The sequence below is a fragment of the Couchioplanes caeruleus genome (genome assembly GCF_003751945.1).
Lineage (GTDB): Bacteria > Actinomycetota > Actinomycetes > Mycobacteriales > Micromonosporaceae > Actinoplanes > Actinoplanes caeruleus.
The window spans coordinates 468,454-484,903 of record NZ_RJKL01000001.1 but is presented as its reverse complement, the minus strand read 5'-3'; the positions used below and the strand labels follow the sequence as shown (position 1 = coordinate 484,903).

Annotated in this window: 16 protein-coding genes; 7 read left to right on the top strand and 9 right to left on the bottom strand. The window is 73.1% G+C overall.

Annotation, left to right across the window (positions count from 1 at the left end):
• Positions 1-2: 2 nt before the first annotated feature.
• Positions 3-665 (bottom strand): response regulator transcription factor, encoded by a 663-nt coding sequence (locus EDD30_RS02415; protein WP_071810214.1) that lies wholly within the window; start codon positions 663-665, stop codon positions 3-5.
• 131 nt (positions 666-796) lie between these two features.
• Between EDD30_RS02415 and EDD30_RS02410 the strand changes: the two genes are divergently transcribed.
• From EDD30_RS02410 to EDD30_RS02400, 3 genes are all read left to right on the top strand, one after another.
• The gene (locus EDD30_RS02410) at positions 797-1,993 is read left to right on the top strand and encodes an acyltransferase family protein (RefSeq protein WP_071810215.1); all 1,197 of its coding nucleotides are present in this window, start codon (positions 797-799) and stop codon (positions 1,991-1,993) included.
• Between the two features lie 109 nt (positions 1,994-2,102).
• Entirely contained in the window at positions 2,103-2,696 is a 594-nt protein-coding gene (locus EDD30_RS02405; RefSeq protein WP_071810216.1) for an RNA polymerase sigma factor, read from the top strand.
• 52 nt (positions 2,697-2,748) lie between these two features.
• A complete protein-coding gene (locus tag EDD30_RS02400) occupies positions 2,749-3,267 on the top strand; it encodes a hypothetical protein (protein ID WP_071810217.1) in 519 nt (172 codons plus the stop codon).
• A 16-nt stretch (positions 3,268-3,283) separates the two neighbouring features.
• Here EDD30_RS02400 and EDD30_RS02395 read toward each other — a convergent pair whose 3' ends face one another.
• Positions 3,284-4,597 carry a S8/S53 family peptidase gene (locus EDD30_RS02395; protein ID WP_071810218.1) on the bottom strand — a complete coding sequence of 438 codons (1,314 nt, stop codon included), beginning with the start codon at positions 4,595-4,597 and terminating at the stop codon, positions 3,284-3,286.
• A 157-nt stretch (positions 4,598-4,754) separates the two neighbouring features.
• Here EDD30_RS02395 and EDD30_RS02390 point away from each other — a divergent pair, with 157 nt between their 5' ends.
• Together EDD30_RS02390 and EDD30_RS02385 are read left to right on the top strand one after the other, a co-directional pair.
• Positions 4,755-7,283 (top strand): CHAT domain-containing protein, encoded by a 2,529-nt coding sequence (locus tag EDD30_RS02390; RefSeq protein ID WP_244945078.1) that lies wholly within the window; start codon positions 4,755-4,757, stop codon positions 7,281-7,283.
• 75 nt (positions 7,284-7,358) lie between these two features.
• Positions 7,359-9,059 (top strand): S8 family serine peptidase, encoded by a 1,701-nt coding sequence (locus EDD30_RS02385; protein ID WP_071806235.1) that lies wholly within the window; start codon positions 7,359-7,361, stop codon positions 9,057-9,059.
• A gap of 57 nt (positions 9,060-9,116) precedes the next feature.
• Here EDD30_RS02385 and EDD30_RS02380 read toward each other — a convergent pair whose 3' ends face one another.
• The gene (locus EDD30_RS02380) at positions 9,117-9,449 is read right to left on the bottom strand and encodes a hypothetical protein (RefSeq protein WP_071806234.1); all 333 of its coding nucleotides are present in this window, start codon (positions 9,447-9,449) and stop codon (positions 9,117-9,119) included.
• 131 nt (positions 9,450-9,580) lie between these two features.
• Positions 9,581-11,341 carry an ABC transporter ATP-binding protein gene (locus tag EDD30_RS02375; protein ID WP_071806233.1) on the bottom strand — a complete coding sequence of 587 codons (1,761 nt, stop codon included), beginning with the start codon at positions 11,339-11,341 and terminating at the stop codon, positions 9,581-9,583.
• A gap of 52 nt (positions 11,342-11,393) precedes the next feature.
• Between EDD30_RS02375 and EDD30_RS02370 the strand changes: the two genes are divergently transcribed.
• On the top strand, positions 11,394-11,954 hold the full coding sequence (locus tag EDD30_RS02370; protein ID WP_071806232.1) for a TetR/AcrR family transcriptional regulator: 561 nt from the start codon (positions 11,394-11,396) through the stop codon (positions 11,952-11,954).
• A 49-nt stretch (positions 11,955-12,003) separates the two neighbouring features.
• Positions 12,004-12,531, top strand: a complete 528-nt coding sequence (locus EDD30_RS02365) for a LytR C-terminal domain-containing protein (RefSeq protein WP_071806231.1) — start codon at positions 12,004-12,006, stop codon at positions 12,529-12,531.
• A 7-nt stretch (positions 12,532-12,538) separates the two neighbouring features.
• On the opposite strand, the gene EDD30_RS02360 is transcribed toward EDD30_RS02365, so the two are convergent.
• The 5 genes from EDD30_RS02360 to EDD30_RS02340 all read right to left on the bottom strand — a co-directional run bounded on the left by EDD30_RS02360 (position 12,539) and on the right by EDD30_RS02340 (position 16,306).
• Positions 12,539-13,279, bottom strand: coding sequence for an energy-coupling factor ABC transporter ATP-binding protein (locus EDD30_RS02360; RefSeq protein WP_071806230.1), 741 nt, complete (start codon positions 13,277-13,279; stop codon positions 12,539-12,541).
• The gene (cbiQ, locus tag EDD30_RS02355; protein ID WP_071806229.1) at positions 13,276-14,037 is read right to left on the bottom strand and encodes a cobalt ECF transporter T component CbiQ; all 762 of its coding nucleotides are present in this window, start codon (positions 14,035-14,037) and stop codon (positions 13,276-13,278) included. Before cbiQ ends, EDD30_RS02360 begins: the two co-directional genes overlap by 4 nt.
• Complete coding sequence (locus tag EDD30_RS02350) at positions 14,037-14,390, bottom strand: PDGLE domain-containing protein (RefSeq protein WP_071806228.1); 354 nt, start codon at positions 14,388-14,390, stop codon at positions 14,037-14,039. Before EDD30_RS02350 ends, cbiQ begins: the two co-directional genes overlap by 1 nt.
• Positions 14,387-15,097, bottom strand: coding sequence for an energy-coupling factor ABC transporter permease (locus tag EDD30_RS02345; protein ID WP_071806227.1), 711 nt, complete (start codon positions 15,095-15,097; stop codon positions 14,387-14,389). Before EDD30_RS02345 ends, EDD30_RS02350 begins: the two co-directional genes overlap by 4 nt.
• 267 nt (positions 15,098-15,364) lie before the next feature.
• Positions 15,365-16,306, bottom strand: a complete 942-nt coding sequence (locus tag EDD30_RS02340; protein ID WP_071806226.1) for a helix-hairpin-helix domain-containing protein — start codon at positions 16,304-16,306, stop codon at positions 15,365-15,367.
• Between the last annotated feature and the right edge of the window lie 144 nt (positions 16,307-16,450).

Below are 16,450 nucleotides of genomic sequence, written 5' to 3'. Positions count from 1 at the left end.
CGTCAGCCGCCGATGCGGTAGCCCGACCGGTGCACCGTGTGCACCACGGCGGGGTCGCCCAGCTTCTTGCGCAGGTTCATGACGGTGACCCGCACGACGTGGGTGAACGGGTCGGCGTTCTCGTCCCACGCCCGTTCGAGCAGTTCCTCGGCGCTCACCACCGCGCCGCGCGCCGCCAGCAGCACATGCAGGACGGCGAACTCCTTGTTGGTCAGGTTGAGCACCCGCCCGTCGCGGCTGGCGACGTGCCGGGCGACGTCGAGGACGACGCCCTCCTGTTCGAGGATCGGCGGCACCGCGGGCGTCGAGCGCCGGCCGAGCGCCTGCACCCGGGCCGCCAGCTCGGCGAAGGCGAAGGGCTTGGTCAGGTAGTCGTCGGCGCCCAGGCCCAGGCCCTCGACCCGGTCGCGCAGCCCGGCGGCGGCGGTCAGCAGCAGCACCCGGGTGTCCACGTCCCCGGTGTCGGCGACCCAGCGGCACACCTGGTCGCCGGTGCGTCCCGGCATGTCCCGGTCCAGGACCGCCACGTCGTAGCGGTGGACGCTGATCCGCTCGAAGGCGGTGTCGCCGTCGTAGCAGACGTCCACCGCCATGGAGAGACGCCGCAGCCCCTCGGCCACCGTGTCCGCCAGAAGTCGCTCGTCGTCCGCCACCAGCACTCGCACCGCACGAGTGTGCCAGGCGGGAGTTAACGCCCGCGTCAAGATCGCCTTTACCGGTACGGGACGGGACGCCGCCGAGGATCGGCCTCCACAGATCGCCACACGGCCGCACGGGCGGCGAGGAGGTCAGGGACGTGCCGCAGGCATCACCGCGCCGGCTGGTCGCGCTCGACGGGCTGCGCCTGGTCGCCGCCGTCGCGGTCGCCGTCTACCACTACACGACCTTCTGGCACCTCGACGGCGAGCACGTCCCGGTGTACTTCCTGCCGCAGGCCGCCAAGGTCACCGTGTACGGGTTCCTGGGCGTGGAGCTGTTCTTCATGATCAGCGGCTTCGCCATCTGCATGAGCAGTTGGGGACGCGGCCTCGGCGACTTCGTCGCCTCCCGGGCCTCCCGCCTCTACCCGGCGTACTGGGTCTGCATCGTGCTGACCGTGACGGTGACGGCGATCTTTCCGATCCGTGGATACCTGCCGTTGTACACCGACCACACCCTGGCGGACATCGCCGTCAACTTCACCATGCTCCAGGAGCCCATGGGCGTGCCGGGGGTCGAGAGCGTCTACTGGACGCTCTGGAGCGAGTTGCGGTTCTATCTGCTGTTCGCGGTCTTCGTCGTGGTGCCGGGGATCACCTACCGGCGTACGGTCATCTTCTGCGCGGCCTGGATGGTCGCCGCGGCGCTGGCCCCGGCGATCGACAACGAGGTCTTCACGATGCTGACGGTCCGGCACTACGCGCCGTACTTCGTCGCCGGAATCACCATGTACCTGATGCGCCGCTTCGGGACCACGCCGCTGCTCTGGGCCATGCTCGGCCTCACCTGGCCGGTCAGCCTGTACAGCCTGGGGGAGCGGGTCCGGCTCGACCCCGGCTGGAAGGTCGCGCTCTGGCCGGCGGTCCTGATCGTGACCGTGTGCTACGGCGTCCTGCTGCTGATCGCGCTGGGCCGCACGGACCGGCTGAGCTGGCGGTGGCTGACCGTCGCCGGGGCGCTGACCTTCCCCTTCTACCTGCTGCACCAGCGCATCGGATACATCGTCATCCGGTACGGCCACGAGCACACCGGCCTGAGCGTCGGCGTCCTCATCGCCGGCACCGTCGCGGTCATGCTGGTCCCCGCCTGGCTGGTGTACCGGTTCGTCGAGCGTCCCTGCGGCCCCCGGATGCGCGACGCGCTGCGGCGCGGCGCCGAGGCCGTCCGGGCCGCCGCGCCACGCCCCGCGGCGCAGGCCCCCGCGCCCGGAGTCGTGCCCCGTCGGCGCGACCTCGCCCTGGCCGAGCTGCGGGCGTGGGCCGAGCTGCGGGAGCCCGTCGCGCCGAAGCGCTAGCCGCGCCGCGCGGCGGGCCTTGGTCTATGGTGAAGCGGGGTACATCCAGGGCCGCCGATGGGCGGACGGCGTGCGCCCGCGGGCTCCGAGCACCCCATCGGAGGCGAGGATGAACGACGGTGGGCCGCTCGAGGACATGACGCTGGTGGTGGGCCGGGCGGCGGCCGGCGATCCCGAGGCGTGGAACGAGATCGTCCGGCGCTACAGCGGCCGGGTCTGGGCGGTGTGCCGGGTGCACCGGCTCGGCCCCGCCGACGCGGCCGACGTCTTCCAGCAGACCTGGCTGCGGGCGCTCGAGAACCTCGACTCCCTGCGCGATCCGGCGAAGTTCGGCGCCTGGATCGGCACGACCTGCCGCAACGAGTCGCTGGCGGTGCTCCGCCGGGCCCGTCGCGCGCAGCCGGTCGACGACTCCTGGCTGGACGACCGGCCCGGCGACGCCGCCGACGACCCGGTGTCGTCGTTCCTGGCCGCCGATCGCGACGCCGAGCTGTGGCAGGCCTTCCGGCGGCTGAGCCGCCGGTGCCGCGACGTGCTGCGGGTGCTGGTGGTCGAGGCCGACGGCGGGCGGCCCTCGTACGAGCTGGCCGCCGCCGCGCTGGGCATGCCGATCGGCAGCCTCGGCCCCACCCGCGGACGGTGCCTGGCCCAACTGCGCCGATTCCTGACAGAAGGTATCCGGGAGACCGGCGACGACTCCTGACAGTGATGGCTTCGCCACGCAACCCGTTTTCCCACCGGCCCGAGGAGTCACCGTGCACGACGCGTACGAACCCGTGGACGACGAGCGCCTCCTCACCCGGCTCGGCGACCTGTTCGCCCAGGCCGACCCGCCGCCGGAGCTCCTGAGGGAGCTGGCCCGGCAGAGCTTCGGGCTGCGTGCCCTCGACGCCGAGCTGGCCGCCCTGGTCGAGGACTCCGAGGCCGCCGGCGACGGCGCGGTGCACCGGCGCGCGGTCGCCGTCCGCGATCCGGGCACCGCGCCGCAGCCGCGCCAGCTCACCTTCCAGGTCGTCGGCCCGCACGGCCGCGACGAGGTGGTCATCGCGGTGCAGGTGGAGTTCCTCGGCCCGCGCCGCCGACTGACCGGCCACCTCGCCCCCCAGGGGCCGGCCCGCATCGAGGTACGCCAGCCCGCGGCACCGCAAGCCCGCCAGGTCGACGCCGACCGGCGAGGGCTGTTCGTCGTCGAGGACGTGCTTCCGGGGCCGCTGAGCCTGACCTGCCGCCGATCCGGGGCGCCCGCCGTGACCACCGAGTGGACCCTCGTGTGACGCACGGCGGGTGACCTCAGCAGGAGATCGGGGTGCCCGGCAGCAGGTGGACGACCTTGCCCAAGCCGGCCAGCGCCGGACGCGGCCCGATCAACTGCTCGAACGCCGTCCGCGGGGTCAGCGCCGCGTCCTCCCCGCACAACGCGGCGACGGCCCCACTGATCTGCGGTGCGCTGAACGACGTGCCGCTCCAGGTCGCCCAGGAGTCGCTGCCGAACGGGATGTCGGCGCCGACGCCCTCCTCGGGCGGCAGCAGGCCCTGGACGAACGTGGAGACGACGCCCACGCCCACCGTCGAGCAGTGCACCCAGGAACCCCGGTTCGAGAAGACCGCCGGGGACAGGTCGGCGTTCAGCGCGCCCACCGCCTTCACGCCGGGGTACGCCGCCGGATACAGCGGCAGGTCCGCGCCGTCGTTGCCGGCGCTGGCGACGATCAGCACCTTCGGGTACGTGGCGTGGATGTACTCCACCGCCTCCCGCATCGCCAGCGGCGGGACCCCGTCCACGGCGGGCGCGCCGAACGAGGCGTTGATGACCAGCCGCTGGCCCGCGGCGTCGTCGGCGGCCTGGATGAGCATGTCGGCCGCGGCCTCGTCGCTACCGAGACCGTCCGGGCCGGTGAAGCGGTAGACGACCACCTCGCAGTCCGGCGCGATCTGCCGGACGATCCCCGCCGCGAAGGTGCCGTGCCCGGCGAACCAGTCGATGCGGTCCTTGGGCGCCACCACGTCCAGCTCGTCGGTGCCGTTGCGGACCAGGCCCGTGTCCCAGGCGTCGGAGCGGCCCTGGTCGGTCAGCCCGGTGTCGACGACGGCCACCCGCACCGGCGCGTGGGCACCGTTCGGCGAGTACGGGCCGGGAGCGACGGTGACGCCCGGATACGACTTGCCCTTGATCACGTAGCCGAGCGGGACGAGCAGGTTCACGGCGGCCGTGATGCCGTGCCCGCGCAGCCGCTCGGCGTCGGCGCGCAGTTCCCGCGCCGTGCGGTTGGTCCGGCAGCGCAACACCCGGGTCCGCCGCCGGTCGCTGCGGCCCGGGCGGTCGTCCGGGTCCCAGTTGGGCAACAGCGTGCCCAGCCGTCCCTGCTGCTCCGCGTCCGCCTCCACCACCAACTGGTTCTCGGCGGTGAGCGCCGTGCGGTGGTCGTCGGTGGTCACGACCACGAACGGGTCGCCCGACGAGCGCCGGCGCACCCGGATCCGCTCCACGATGTCCTGTTGCGCGCTCGCGAGGACGGCGACCTGGCGGCCGACGTCCTCCCGGTCGTGCGCGAGCTGTTCGGCCGTACGAGTGTCCGATACCGGCCAACGCGCGTCGATGGTCATGGATTTCTCCCTCTGTCCGTCGGTACGCTGACGTCGACTTCCACGCCTCACCCTCGGGCGGTGCCAGGTGGACACAGAGGTGAGCCTACGGGCGGAGGCCGACGCCGCTTACCGGAGAGTTCTGCGCGATCCGGCCAGATACGCGCACGCGGCAGAAGTGACCCTCCGGCGGACCCGGACCGGTACGAACGTCGATGCGCATCTCGTCGCGTTGCGGGCCGTGGCCTGGGCGCGGCATGCCAGGCTCGACAACGAGGGCGCCCGCGAGCTGCTGGACGGCGGCGTCCGTACGGCCCGGCGGCACGGCCTGGCCCGCCGCCTCGGCGAGCTGCTCGTCACCCGCGCCGTCGCCCTGCACGAGCTGGGCCGCCACGACGCCGCGGCCCGGGATCTGCGTCGCGCCGAGCCCTTGATCGAGCCCGCCGACCGGCCCGACCTGCGGCTGCAGCTCGCGGTCCTCGACCACAACCGCGGCCGCGTCGTCGCCGCCGCACAGGCGTACCGGGAGCTGCTCGCCGATCCGGAGTGCCCGCCGATCGTCCTGGTCAAGGCCGCCAACAACCTCGCCAACGCGCAGACCCTGCTCGGGTGCCCGCAGGAGGCGCTCGAACACCTCGACCGGGCCGCGGTCCTCGCTCGCGACCTGGGCCCCCAGTTGCCCGCCGTGATCGCCGACAGCCGGGCCTGGGCCACGTTCCACGCCGGACGGCTGGCCGAGAGCGTGCGCCACTTCGAGGAGGCCGGCCGGCTGCACGCCGCCGCCGGGCTGCCGCTCGGCGAGCACCGGCTCGAGTACGCCGACGTCCTGCGCGACCTGCGGCTGCTCGACGAGGCCATGGCGGCGGCCCGTTCGGCGGCGGCCGACTTCGACCGCCACGGCGCCCGGCTCATGGCGGCCGAGGCCCGGCTGCGCGTGGCCGGCCTCGCCCTCGAGCTCGGCGACCCGGCGACGGCGCTGGCCGAGGCCCAGGCCGCCGGACGGGACTTCCGCCGCCAGCGCCGTCCGGCGTGGACGGCCCGTGCGACGGTCACCGAGGCGGAGGCCCTGGCGGCCCGCGACGGCTACACGAGCGAGGTGCTGCGCCGGTTGTGCACGGCGGCTGCCACCCTGCGCGATCAGGGGCTGCGCGCCGAGGCGGCGTACGGGCACCTCGCGGCCGGAAGGGCCGCCCTGGCGCTCGGCAGGCTCGCGCCGGCCCGGGCCGAGCTGACCGCGGTGAGCGAGATCGCCGAGGGACAGTCGCTGCTCGTGCGCCTGCGCGGCCGGGTCGCCCGGGTCCTGCTGGCCGAGGCCGAGGGCTCCGGCGACGTCCTGCGCGAATGCGCCCGCGGCCTGCGCGACCTGGCCCGGCACCGGGCCGCCCTGCCCTCGCTCGAACTGCGGGTGCTCGCCTCCGGCCACGGCACCGAGCTCGGCGAGGCCGGCCTGCGCCATCTTCTCCCGGCCGGCTCCCCGTCGCGCATCCTCGAATGGCTGGAACGCACCCGGGCCGCGGCCCTGCTGCGCGTGCACCCACCGGCCACCGGGGTGGACTCCGACGTCATCGCCCTGCGCGGCATCGCCCAGGAGCTCCGCGTCGCCCGGCTGGAGCGCGGCGAGGAGCCGGCGGCGCTGCTGGCCCGGCAGAGCGCGCTCGAAGCCCGGATCCGGCGCCGGTCCTGGACCCGGGAGGAGACCGGCACCGTGGCGGCGAACCCGGCCCGGGGCGCGGAGCTGCGCCGCGCCCTCGACGGCGAATGGCTTGTGGAGTACGCCGTGACCGGCGATCGCCTGCTGGCCGTCGTGGTGGAGCCGCGCCGGCTGCGCCTCGTCGAGCTCGGCGCCGCCGAACCGATCCGGCAGGAGGCCGCGGCGCTGATGTTCGGCCTGCGCAGGCTGCTGCACGGCACCCGGTTCGCCGCCCTCGCCCTCGGTGCGGCGACCGAGGCCGTCGACGCGCTGGCCGGGTTGCTGGTCGCGCCGGTGGGCGTGCCCGCGGACGTGCCCCTGGTCGTGGTGCCGTCGGCCCGCATCCCCGGCGTACCGTGGTCGGCCCTGCACCCGGCGCCGGTGACCGTGACGCCGTCCGCGGCGCTGTGGGCCCGGGCCCGGCGTACCCCCCCGAAGGGGCCGCCGGACGCCGACGGCCGCGCCCGGGTCGCCGTCGTCGCGGGCCCGGATCTGCCGTGCGCCCTCGACGAGGCGCAGGCGGTCGCCGCGGTACACCCGGAGGCGCGCACGCTGTTGCCGCCGGAGAGCACGGTGGACGCGACCGTCGAGCTGATCAGGGACGCCGACCTGGCGCACCTCGCGTGCCACGGACTGTTCCGGTCGGACAGCCCGCTCTTCTCCGCGCTCGAGCTCAGCGACGGCCGGCTCACCCTCTACGAGATGCTCGCCCGCGGGGTCGCACCGCACCGCGTCGTGCTGGCCTCCTGCGACTCGGGCGCCCAGCGGGCGTACGGCGGCGACGAGGTCGTCGGCCTCGTCGGCGCCATGATGGCGCAGGGCAGCGCGGGAATCGCGGCCACCGACCTGCCGATCCCGGACGGGGCCAGCGCGGCGTGCATGGCGGTGCTGCACGAGCGGATCGCCCGGGGAGACTCGCTGGCCACGGCGGTATGGCACGCCCGGCAGGCCCTGTCCGGGGGCGGCCCGGAGGAGTACGTCGCGTGGTGCGGCCTGACCGCCTTCGGCCCGGGTTAAGAAAGATTTATATATCTAAAAGTGATCTTCCTCAGGTGAACTGCTGACAAGCAACTCACCGAGGGAAGTTCATCAATGACGAAACGACGCATCGTCGGCGCGTCCGCCCTGGCGGCGCTGACTCTGCTGAGCACCACTGTGTCGGGCTCGGCCCAGGCCGCGCCGACCGCTCCCACCGAGTACACCGTCGTCGCCGAGGAGGGAGTGCCGGTCTCCGCGGCGACCGCGGCCATCACCGCGGCCGGCGGCACCGTCGTCGCCCGCAACGACGCGATCGGCCTGTTCCGGGTGACGTCGCATCGCGCGGACTTCCCCGCGAAGGTCGCCGGCAGCGGCACCCTGATCGGCGCGAACCTGCGCGCGCCCATCGGCCGCAGCCCTCGTGCTCCCCGGCAGGAGGCCGGCGTGCAGTCGGTGACCGCCGGGTCCGGCTTCACCGCCTCCGCCGCGATGTCCCCCGCGGCCGCCGCGCTCCCCGCCCGGGCCGGCAGCACGGCGGGCCTCGACCCGCTCGACACCCGGCTCTGGGGCCTCAAAATGATCAAGGCGGACCGGGCGCGGAGCGTGGAGGCCGGCGAGCGGGGCATCACCGTCGGCATGCTCGACACCGGCCTGGACGCCAGCAACCCGGACCTCGCGGCCAACTTCAGCGCGAGCCTGTCGCGTAACTTCGCACCGGACATCCCCGAGGACGGCCCGTGTGAGGTGGCGAGCTGCCTCGACCCGGTCGGCACCGACGACGGCGGCCACGGCACGCACGTCGCGGGCACCATCGCCGCCGCCGCCGACGGTTTCGGCATCTCGGGCGTCGCGCCCGGCGTGACCCTCGTCGAGCTCAAGGGCGGCCAGGACTCCGGTTCCTTCTTCCTGGAGCCGATCGTCAACGCGCTCACCTACGCGGGCGACGCCGGCCTCGACGTGGTCAACATGTCGTTCTACGTCGACCCGTGGCTCTACAACTGCACCGCCAACGCGGCGGACAGCCCCGCGGAGCAGGCCGGGCAGCAGGCGATCATCGCCGGCATGCGGCGCGCGCTGGAGTACGCGCACAGCAAGGGCGTCACGCTGGTGGGAGCGCTCGGCAACAACCACGAGGACCTGGGCAGCCCGCGTACCGACACGTCGAGCCCCAACTTCGGGGGCACCCCGCGCCCGCGCCGTATCGACAACGCCACCTGCTGGGACCTGCCCGTCGAGGGCCCGCACGTCATCGGCGTCTCGTCGGTCGGCCCGTCCACCTCGAAGGCGGACTACTCGAACTACGGCGTGGAGCAGATCTCCGTGGCCGCCCCCGGCGGCTTCCGCGGCGACGGCTACGGCACCAGCTCGTTCAACTCGGTGTCCAACCAGATCCTCTCCACCTACCCGCTGAAGGTCCTCCGCGAGGAGAACAAGGTGGACTCCGCCGGTAACGTGCGCTCCTCGTACGCGAGCTCGGTCTTCAAGCGATGCACCACCGGCGGCGCCTGCGGCTACTACACCTACCTGCAGGGCACCTCGATGGCCGCACCGCACGCCAGTGGCGTCGCGGCGCTGATCGCCAGCAGGTACGGCACGCGGGACGCGACCCGCGGCGGGATGAGCATGGACCCGGCCGCCCTCGAGCGGCGCCTGTACGAGACCGCCACCAAGCGCTCCTGCCCCAGCCCGCGGCTGCGCACGTACACGCGGGAAGGCCGGTCGGCCGAGTACAACGCCTACTGCTCCGGCGACTCGAGCTTCAACGGCTTCTACGGCTACGGCATCGTCGACGCGTACGCGTCCGTCACGCGGTAACCCGGCACCACTCGTGAGCGGGTGTCCTCTCCGGAGGGCACCCGCTCATTCGTGCGCTCAGCGGCGTTCACCGGCGTAGGCGATGCTCAGAATGGCGTTCGCGACCCAGATCGCCTGGGTCCGGTTGTCATAGGGCCCGACCCGCAGCTCCACCGCCTTGTCGCCGAACAGCGCCCGCACCGTCCAGCTGTCCGGATGGCGATCGTCCTCGCGGCTGTGGTTGACGATGACCTGGGTGGCGGCGCGGACGTTGACCGCGGACCACTTCTCGTCACCGCTGGGCCAGGCTCGGAACCATCCGGGCGCGATGGCCACGACCTCCTTGTTCGCCTCGTCCAGCGCCCATTCCAGCTCCTCCGGCACCGGCAACTCCGGCTGTGCGTGCGTCATGGCCCCCGCCCTCACCTCTGCCCGAAACGACAGGATAAATGCATTTCGTTCCGGGGGTGGCCAGGTCGGCCGCACGACAACCGGCCGCGGGCTGTCGTGCGGCCTCCGGCAGAGCCGGAGGGTGGGGCCGCTCAGCCGGCGAGGGCCGGCGCCGTCTGATCCGCGGCGATGCGGAGCGCCTCGACGAGCTGGCGGTACAGGGCGTCGGAGCGGTACAGCTCCGCGTGCGTGCCCTGAGCGCGGATCCGGCCGTCCTCCATGACGATGATCCGGTCGGCGTCGAGCACAGTGGAGAGCCGGTGGGCGATGGTGACGACGGCGCCCGCGGCGGCGCGTTCCCGGATGCACTCCTGCACGGCCGCCTCGGTCAGGCCGTCGAGCTGCGCGGTGGCCTCGTCGAGGAGCAGCACGTCCGGCGTGCGCAGCAGCGCCCGGGCCAGCGCGATCCGCTGCCGCTGGCCGCCCGAGACGTCGGTGGAGGTCAGGGACGTGTCGAGGCCGTCCGGCAGGTCGCCGATCTTCTCGTCGAGGCGTACCGCCCGCAGGACCGCGTGCAGCTCCTCGTCGTCGGCGTCGGGATGGGTGAAGCGCAGGTTGTCGCGGATGCTGCCGGGCACGACCGGCGTCTCCTGCTCGACGTAGGAGAGACGGGCGCGGACCTCGTCGTGACTCCAGGCCGGATAGGGCCGGCCGTCGAGCAGGATCTCGCCGCCGTCGGGTTCGAGGAAACGCAGCAGGAGCGAGAACAGGGTGGTCTTGCCGGCTCCGGACGGTCCCACCACGGCGGTGTGGCCGCGGCGCGGGATCTCGAGATCGATGCCGCGGACGGCGGGCGGTGTGCCGGGGCCGTACCGGGCGGTGACGTCCCGCAGTACCAGGACCGGGCCGTCCTCGCGGCGGGCCGGGACGGTGTCCGTCGCCGCCGTGCCGCGGACCGCCGACTCGGCGGCGATGGTGTCCAGCTCGTTGATGCGGCCCGCGGCGGCGATCCCGGCCTGGAGCGCCGTGACGTTCTGGGTCAGTTCGCTGATCGGCCCCATGAGCTGGAAGACGTAGAGCAGGAAGGCGATGAGGCTCGACACCTCGAGCAGGCCGCGCTGGGCCCGCCACGCGCCGATGGCCAGGATGAGGAGCACCGACAGGTGGATGCCGGACCAGGCGAGGGTCCAGACGGACGCACTCACCTTGGCGGCGCGGATGCTGTGCGCGGCGGCGTCGCGGGCGTTGCCGATGATCCGTTCGCTCTGGCGGCCCTCGGCCCGGCTCGCCTTCACGGTCCGGATCGCCCGCAGGGACCCCTCGAGGGTGCCGCCGAGTTGTCCGACGGACTCCTGCGCCGCGGTCTGCGCCGCGCTGATGCGCGGCATGAGGAGGGCGATGAGGGCGCCGACGACGACGACCGCGGCGAGCGTGCAGCCGAGCAGCGTCAGATCCAGCACGCCCATCAGCACGAGGGTGCCGGCCAGCCCGATGCCCGCGTTGATGAGACCGACCAGGCTGCCGGAGGCCTCGTGCAGCAGGCCGGTGTCGGAGGTGACCCGGGTGACGAGCTCCCCGGTCGGGCGGCGTTGCAGGTCGCCGATCCGAGCCCGGAAGTATCTGCCGATGATGGACGTGCGGGCGTCCAGCACGATGCGCTCGGCGAGAGTGCCGAGCAGGATCCATTGCCCGAGGGTGATGGCGGCGCCGACGACCACCAGCACGAGCAGGACGACGATCGGTGCGGTCAGGTCGACGCCTTCCCGGAAGGTGTCGAGCACCCATTTGGTCACCATCGGCGTGGCGAGTCCGGCGGCGTTCGCCACCAGACCGAGCAGCAGGCCCGCCACCAGGGTGCGGCGGTGCGGGCGGAGGAAGGCGAGGAGGGTCGGGAGTCTCCTGGAATCCGGCATGACCGTAGTGGAACACCGATGTTCCATAAGAGGCAACTGGTATTCTGCTTCGGTGGACATCGAGACGGGCAGCCGTGCCCGCACCCGGCAGGCCATCATCGATGCCGCCATCGAGGTTTTCGCGCGCAACCCCGCCTCGACGCTCGGTGACGTGGCCACCGCCGCCGGGGTCGGACGTACCACGCTGCACCGGTACTTCGCCGAGCGCGGCGACCTGGTCGTCGCGCTCCGCCGGGAGGCGGCCGACCGCCTCCACCGGGCACACGAGCGCGCCAGGCTCGCCGAGGGGACCGGCGCGGAGGCCGTCCGTCGGCTCTGCCAGGAGTATTTCGACCTGGGCGACGTGCTGTCGCTGCTGTTCAGCGAGCAGGTACTCGCCGACGGTGACACCTGGCACGAGGTCGGCGACTGCGCCGAGGACTTCGAGGCGATGGTCCGCCGCGGCCACGACGACGGCACCGTCGACCGCGGGCTGCCTGCCGACTGGATCTCCAGCCTCGTCTGGTCTCAGCTCTATGCGGGCTGGAGCTACATCGGGGAGCACCAGGTGTCCCGACACGAGGCGCTACGCCTCATCCTGCGCAGCATCGAGGGCGCCCTGGCGCCACGCTGATGCCCGTGCCGCCCGTCGATGTTGCGGGCCCACGCTACCGTCGCGCTCCGTGAGTTTCACGCGGGTCCGAGCCCTCATCCTCGTCGGTTTCCTCGCCGTAGCGGCGATCGTCGTTGTCGTTCTCGCGGTGGCCCGCGACTCGCAGGGCGGCGTCGTCGCCGGGCCCGGCTGCCCGGCCGGGGCGCCCGTCGCCAGCCTCCGGCTCCCGGACGGGCCGCCGCAGGTGACGGTGAAGGTCTTCAACGGCACCGCGACCCAGGGCCTGGGCGCCGGCGTGTCCGGCGCGTTCGCCGATCGCCGGTTCCGCGTGGAGAAGCCGGCGGTGAGCAAGAAGCGCTTCGGCGACGTGGCCGAGCTCCGCTACGGCCCGGAAGCCGTCGGCGCGGCCCAACTCGTGCAGGCCTACTTCCTCGGCAAGGCGACCCGCGCGTACGACCCGGGGCGCAAGGGCGCCGTGGTCGACGTGGTGGTCGGGGCCGCATACCAGCGGCTCGGCACGTTCACCGAGGTGAATCAGTCGCTGGGGTTCCTCGGCGAGGCGAAGCTGCCACCAGGGGCCTGCGCCGCCACCGCGTGACGCGCTGCTACGGGCGTACGGGATGGAAGCCGTAGGGAAGCTCCAGCCGGTGGGCGCGCAGCAGCTCCTCGTCCGCGAGAATGTCGGCGGTCGGCCCGTCGGCCGCGATGCGGCCGCCGTCGAGGATGACCGAGCGGGGACAGAGCTGCATCGCGTACGGAAGATCGTGCGTGACCATCAACACCGTCACCGGCAGGCTCTGGAGGATCTCGGCCAGTTCGCGCCGGCTGGCCGGGTCCAGGTTGGACGACGGCTCGTCCAGGACCAGCAGCTCCGGCCGCATCGCCAGCACCGTGGCCACGGCGACCCGCCGCCGTTGCCCGAACGACAGGTGGTGCGGCACCTGGTCGCGATGCGCGGACATGCCCACTGCGGCGAGGGCCTCGGCGACCCGCTCGTCCAGCTCGGGGCCGCGCAGGCCCAGGTTGGCCGGGCCGAACGCGACGTCCTCGGCGACCGTCGGCATGAAAAGCTGGTCGTCCGGGTCCTGGAAGACGATGCCGACCCGGCGGCGAATCTCGGAGAGCCGGCCCCGGTCGCGGGCGTCCACCCGCAGATCGCCGATCTCGACCGTGCCCGCGCCGCCGTGCAGAACCCCGTTGAGGTGCAGCACGAGCGTCGTCTTGCCGGCGCCGTTCGGGCCGAGCAGGGCGACGCGCTCACCCTCGGCGACGGTCAGGTCGACCCCGCGAAGGGCGACGCTGCCGTCCGGGTACGCGTACGTCAATCCGGTGACCCGCAGGCTCATCGCAGCACCGCCACTACGGCGATGGCGGCGGCCGCGACGGGCAGGGCCGCCGATTGTGCCCACTGCGCCGCGCTCGCACCGCCCGAGTCGGGGCGGGGCATCCGTCCGTCGTAGCCGCGCGACACCATCGCCAGATAGACCCTCTCACCCCGTTCGTACGCCCGCAGGAACAAGGATCCCACGCTCACCGCGAACGCCTTCACCTGCCACAGGAACCGGGGATCGTAGCCGCGCGACAGCCGCGCGATCCGCATCCGCCGCGCGTCGTCGACGAGGATGTCCAGGTAGCGCAGCATGAACGTGGCGATCTGGGTGAACACGGCCGGGCAGCGCAGCCGGTCGAGCCCGAGGATCAGGTCACGCATCGTGGTGGACGCCGCGAGCAGCAGCGAGGCCACGACCCCCAGCGTGCCCTTGGCGAAGATGTTCCACGCGCCGTACAGGCCGTCGACGGAGAGCGACAGGCCCAGCCAGTCCACCCGTTCACCGTGTCCGGCGAAGGGCAGGGCGACCGCCAGCACCACGAACGGCAGCTCGATGGTGGCACGCTTGGCCAGCCACGACGCCGGCACCCGCGCGGCCGCGGCGACCGCGGCGAGCAGCAGCGCGTACCCGCCGAACGCCGCGAACTCCTCCCGGGGCGTCGCCACGACCACCACCGTGAACAGCAGCATGGCGAGGATCTTCACCTCCGGCGCGAGCCGGTGCACCGGGCTCGGCCGGTCGAGGTGCAGGGGATGGGCGTGACCGGCGCCCACTAGGCTCCGGCTTCCGTCCGGGTGCGTCGCCGGGCCAGCCAGAACACTCCGCCGCCGAGCCCGAAGGTGACGAGCACGCCGAGCACGCCGGAGAGCCCCGTCGACAGCGGGCCCTCGCCGAGGCCGCGGATGCCGTAGTCGGCGAGCGGGCTCCCGGCGAGCTGGTGCTCCTGCTCCTTCTGGAGCATGCACGTGCCGCCGGTGATCTCGTCGTCGGCGTTGAACGTGCAACCCTGCCGCGCGGTGGCGTCGAGCCCGTCGGGGTGGCCTGCGGCGAAGCCGCTGACGACCCCGGCCAGCAGCAGGGCCACGAGAAGCCCGGAGGCGAGGAACCACCCGAGTCGCCTGGTCACAGGACACCTCCGGCAACGGGAACCGGCTCGACGGCGGGCGCCGTGCGGAACCGGCGCAGGGCATAGACCAGATCCGGGCGGACGCGCGCCACGGTCGCGACCGTGGTGGCGGCGATCAGACCCTCGCCGATCCCGATCAGGGTGTGCATCCCGGCCATCGTCCCGGCGATCGCGGGCATGGAGAGCTCGGTCGTGCCGCCCATCCAGTACTGCAGGACGAAGCCCTGCGAGGCGACCACGACACCGACGACGGAGGCGATGAAGGCGGCCGTGCCGACCCCGGCGGGAGTCTTCGGCAACATCCGCATCAGCCCCGCGACGAGCAGGTAACCGACCGCGGTGCCGAGAATCGCCATGTTCGTGATGTTGAGCCCGAGCGCGGTGAGCCCGCCGTCGGCGAAGAGCAGGCACTGCACGATCAGCACGGTCGAGACGCAGAGGGCCCCGACCCACGGTCCGACCAGGACCACCGCGAGGGTGCCGCCGAGCAGATGACCGGAGACACCGGGCAGCACCTGGAAGTTGAGCATCTGTACGGCGAAGATGAAGGCGGCCACGAGGCCGGCCATGGGAGCCAGGCGATCGTCGAGATCGGCGCGGGCCCGCCAGACGCAGACCGTCAGCGCCCCCGCGGCGAAGGCGGTGAACAGGGCCGACACCGGTCCGTCCACGATCCCGTTGGCGATGTGCATCGCCACAATATCCATCGTGCCTCCCGGGGCTGGAACTGCGGGCCAGCATATTGGGCATCCGATGCTGTTGCATAGTCTTGGCAACTAGGTCACAGCGGCGGGCACCCGGACGGGGTCGGCTTTCATGATCATGTAACGGTCGTGCCCGCCCGGTTCGCCGGGCGGGCACGAGGGTTTGCCGTATACGAGCAGTTGTCGATCAAGCGCGCGGAGTGACTGCACGACCCTGGTGAGGGCCTGCGGCGGCTCTGACGGCGCAGACGCCGGTGGGGCGATCGGTCGTCAGCGGGTCGTCAGGGCGCGGGCGCGCTCGGGCCAGGCGCCGAGGCTGGGAGCGGGGCGCATCCCGGCCGCCGTGATCGCGGCCCGGATCGAGACCTCGTCGGCCTTGGCGAGCTGCTCGTAGGTGGTGATACCACCGGCCGCCAGGGCCATCGCCATCTTGGGCCCGATCCCGGCGATCTTCGTCAGGTCGTCCGGCTCGTGAGCGGGCGCGACGTCCGCCGGACCACTCTGCACCGGGATCGTCGCGACCGGCTCGGCCACGGGCTCGGCGATCACGGTCGGCGCCGCCGTGACCCGCTCGGCCGCGGCGACGGGCTCGGGAATGGTCACGGGCTCGGGCGTGGCGACGGGCTCGGGCGTGGTCACGGGCTCGGCTGCGGCGACGGGCTCGGGCTCGACGAAGGGCTCGGGCTCGACGAAGGGCTCGGGCTCGACGAAGGGCTCGGGCTCCACGAAGGGCTCGGGCTCGACGACGGCCGTCGGCTCGGTCACGGTGGCCGGTTCCAGGTCGGCGGTGGGCTCCCGCTCGGCCGTCGGCGTGGGCTCCTCGGCGACCGGCTCGGGTGTGGCGGCACGCTCCTCGCTCGCGGACGCGGGTTCGGCGGCGTGCTCCTCGCTCACGGCCGTGGGCGCGACGGCGTGCTCAACGGTGACCGGCTCGGGTGCGACGGTTTCTGCGGTGACCGGCTCGGGTGCGACGTGTTCCGCGGTGACCGGCTCGGATGTGGTGGTGCGCTCGTCGGTCGCGGTCGCGGCGTGCTCTTCGGCGACCGGTGCGGGCGCCGAAGTGTGTTCGACGGCGGGTTCGGGTTCGGGTGCGGCGGGCGTGGCGGTGCTCGTCGCGCTGTGCTGGGCTGCGGTTACCAGACGTCCTCGCAGCAGCCAGCCGGCGAGCACACCGACCACCAACCCGGCAACGAGGTAGAGGAACGATGCCACGACTTGCCTCCGGACGGCTTCAGATGCGGATGTAGCGCGCATCATAGGGGAGCGCTTGGCCGGGGCTGCACGCGAACCGCCGTCGATCCCGTCACACCCGGGTCGGTTCCCCCGGGAGGGAACCGTCGGAGCGGGAGCAACCAG

Bases quoted from the DNA above. Each gene is read 5' to 3' on its own strand.
- EDD30_RS02360 (WP_071806230.1), bottom strand. From the start codon at position 13,279: ATGAGCCTGCGGGTCACCGGATTGACGTACGCGTACCCGGACGGCAGC.
- EDD30_RS02375 (WP_071806233.1), bottom strand. From the start codon at position 11,341: ATGCCGGATTCCAGGAGACTCCCGACCCTCCTCGCCTTCCTCCGCCCG.
- EDD30_RS02345 (WP_071806227.1), bottom strand. From the start codon at position 15,097: ATGGATATTGTGGCGATGCACATCGCCAACGGGATCGTGGACGGACCG.
- EDD30_RS02395 (WP_071810218.1), bottom strand. From the start codon at position 4,597: ATGACCATCGACGCGCGTTGGCCGGTATCGGACACTCGTACGGCCGAA.
- EDD30_RS02385 (WP_071806235.1), top strand. From the start codon at position 7,359: ATGACGAAACGACGCATCGTCGGCGCGTCCGCCCTGGCGGCGCTGACT.
- EDD30_RS02380 (WP_071806234.1), bottom strand. From the start codon at position 9,449: ATGACGCACGCACAGCCGGAGTTGCCGGTGCCGGAGGAGCTGGAATGG.
- EDD30_RS02405 (WP_071810216.1), top strand. From the start codon at position 2,103: ATGAACGACGGTGGGCCGCTCGAGGACATGACGCTGGTGGTGGGCCGG.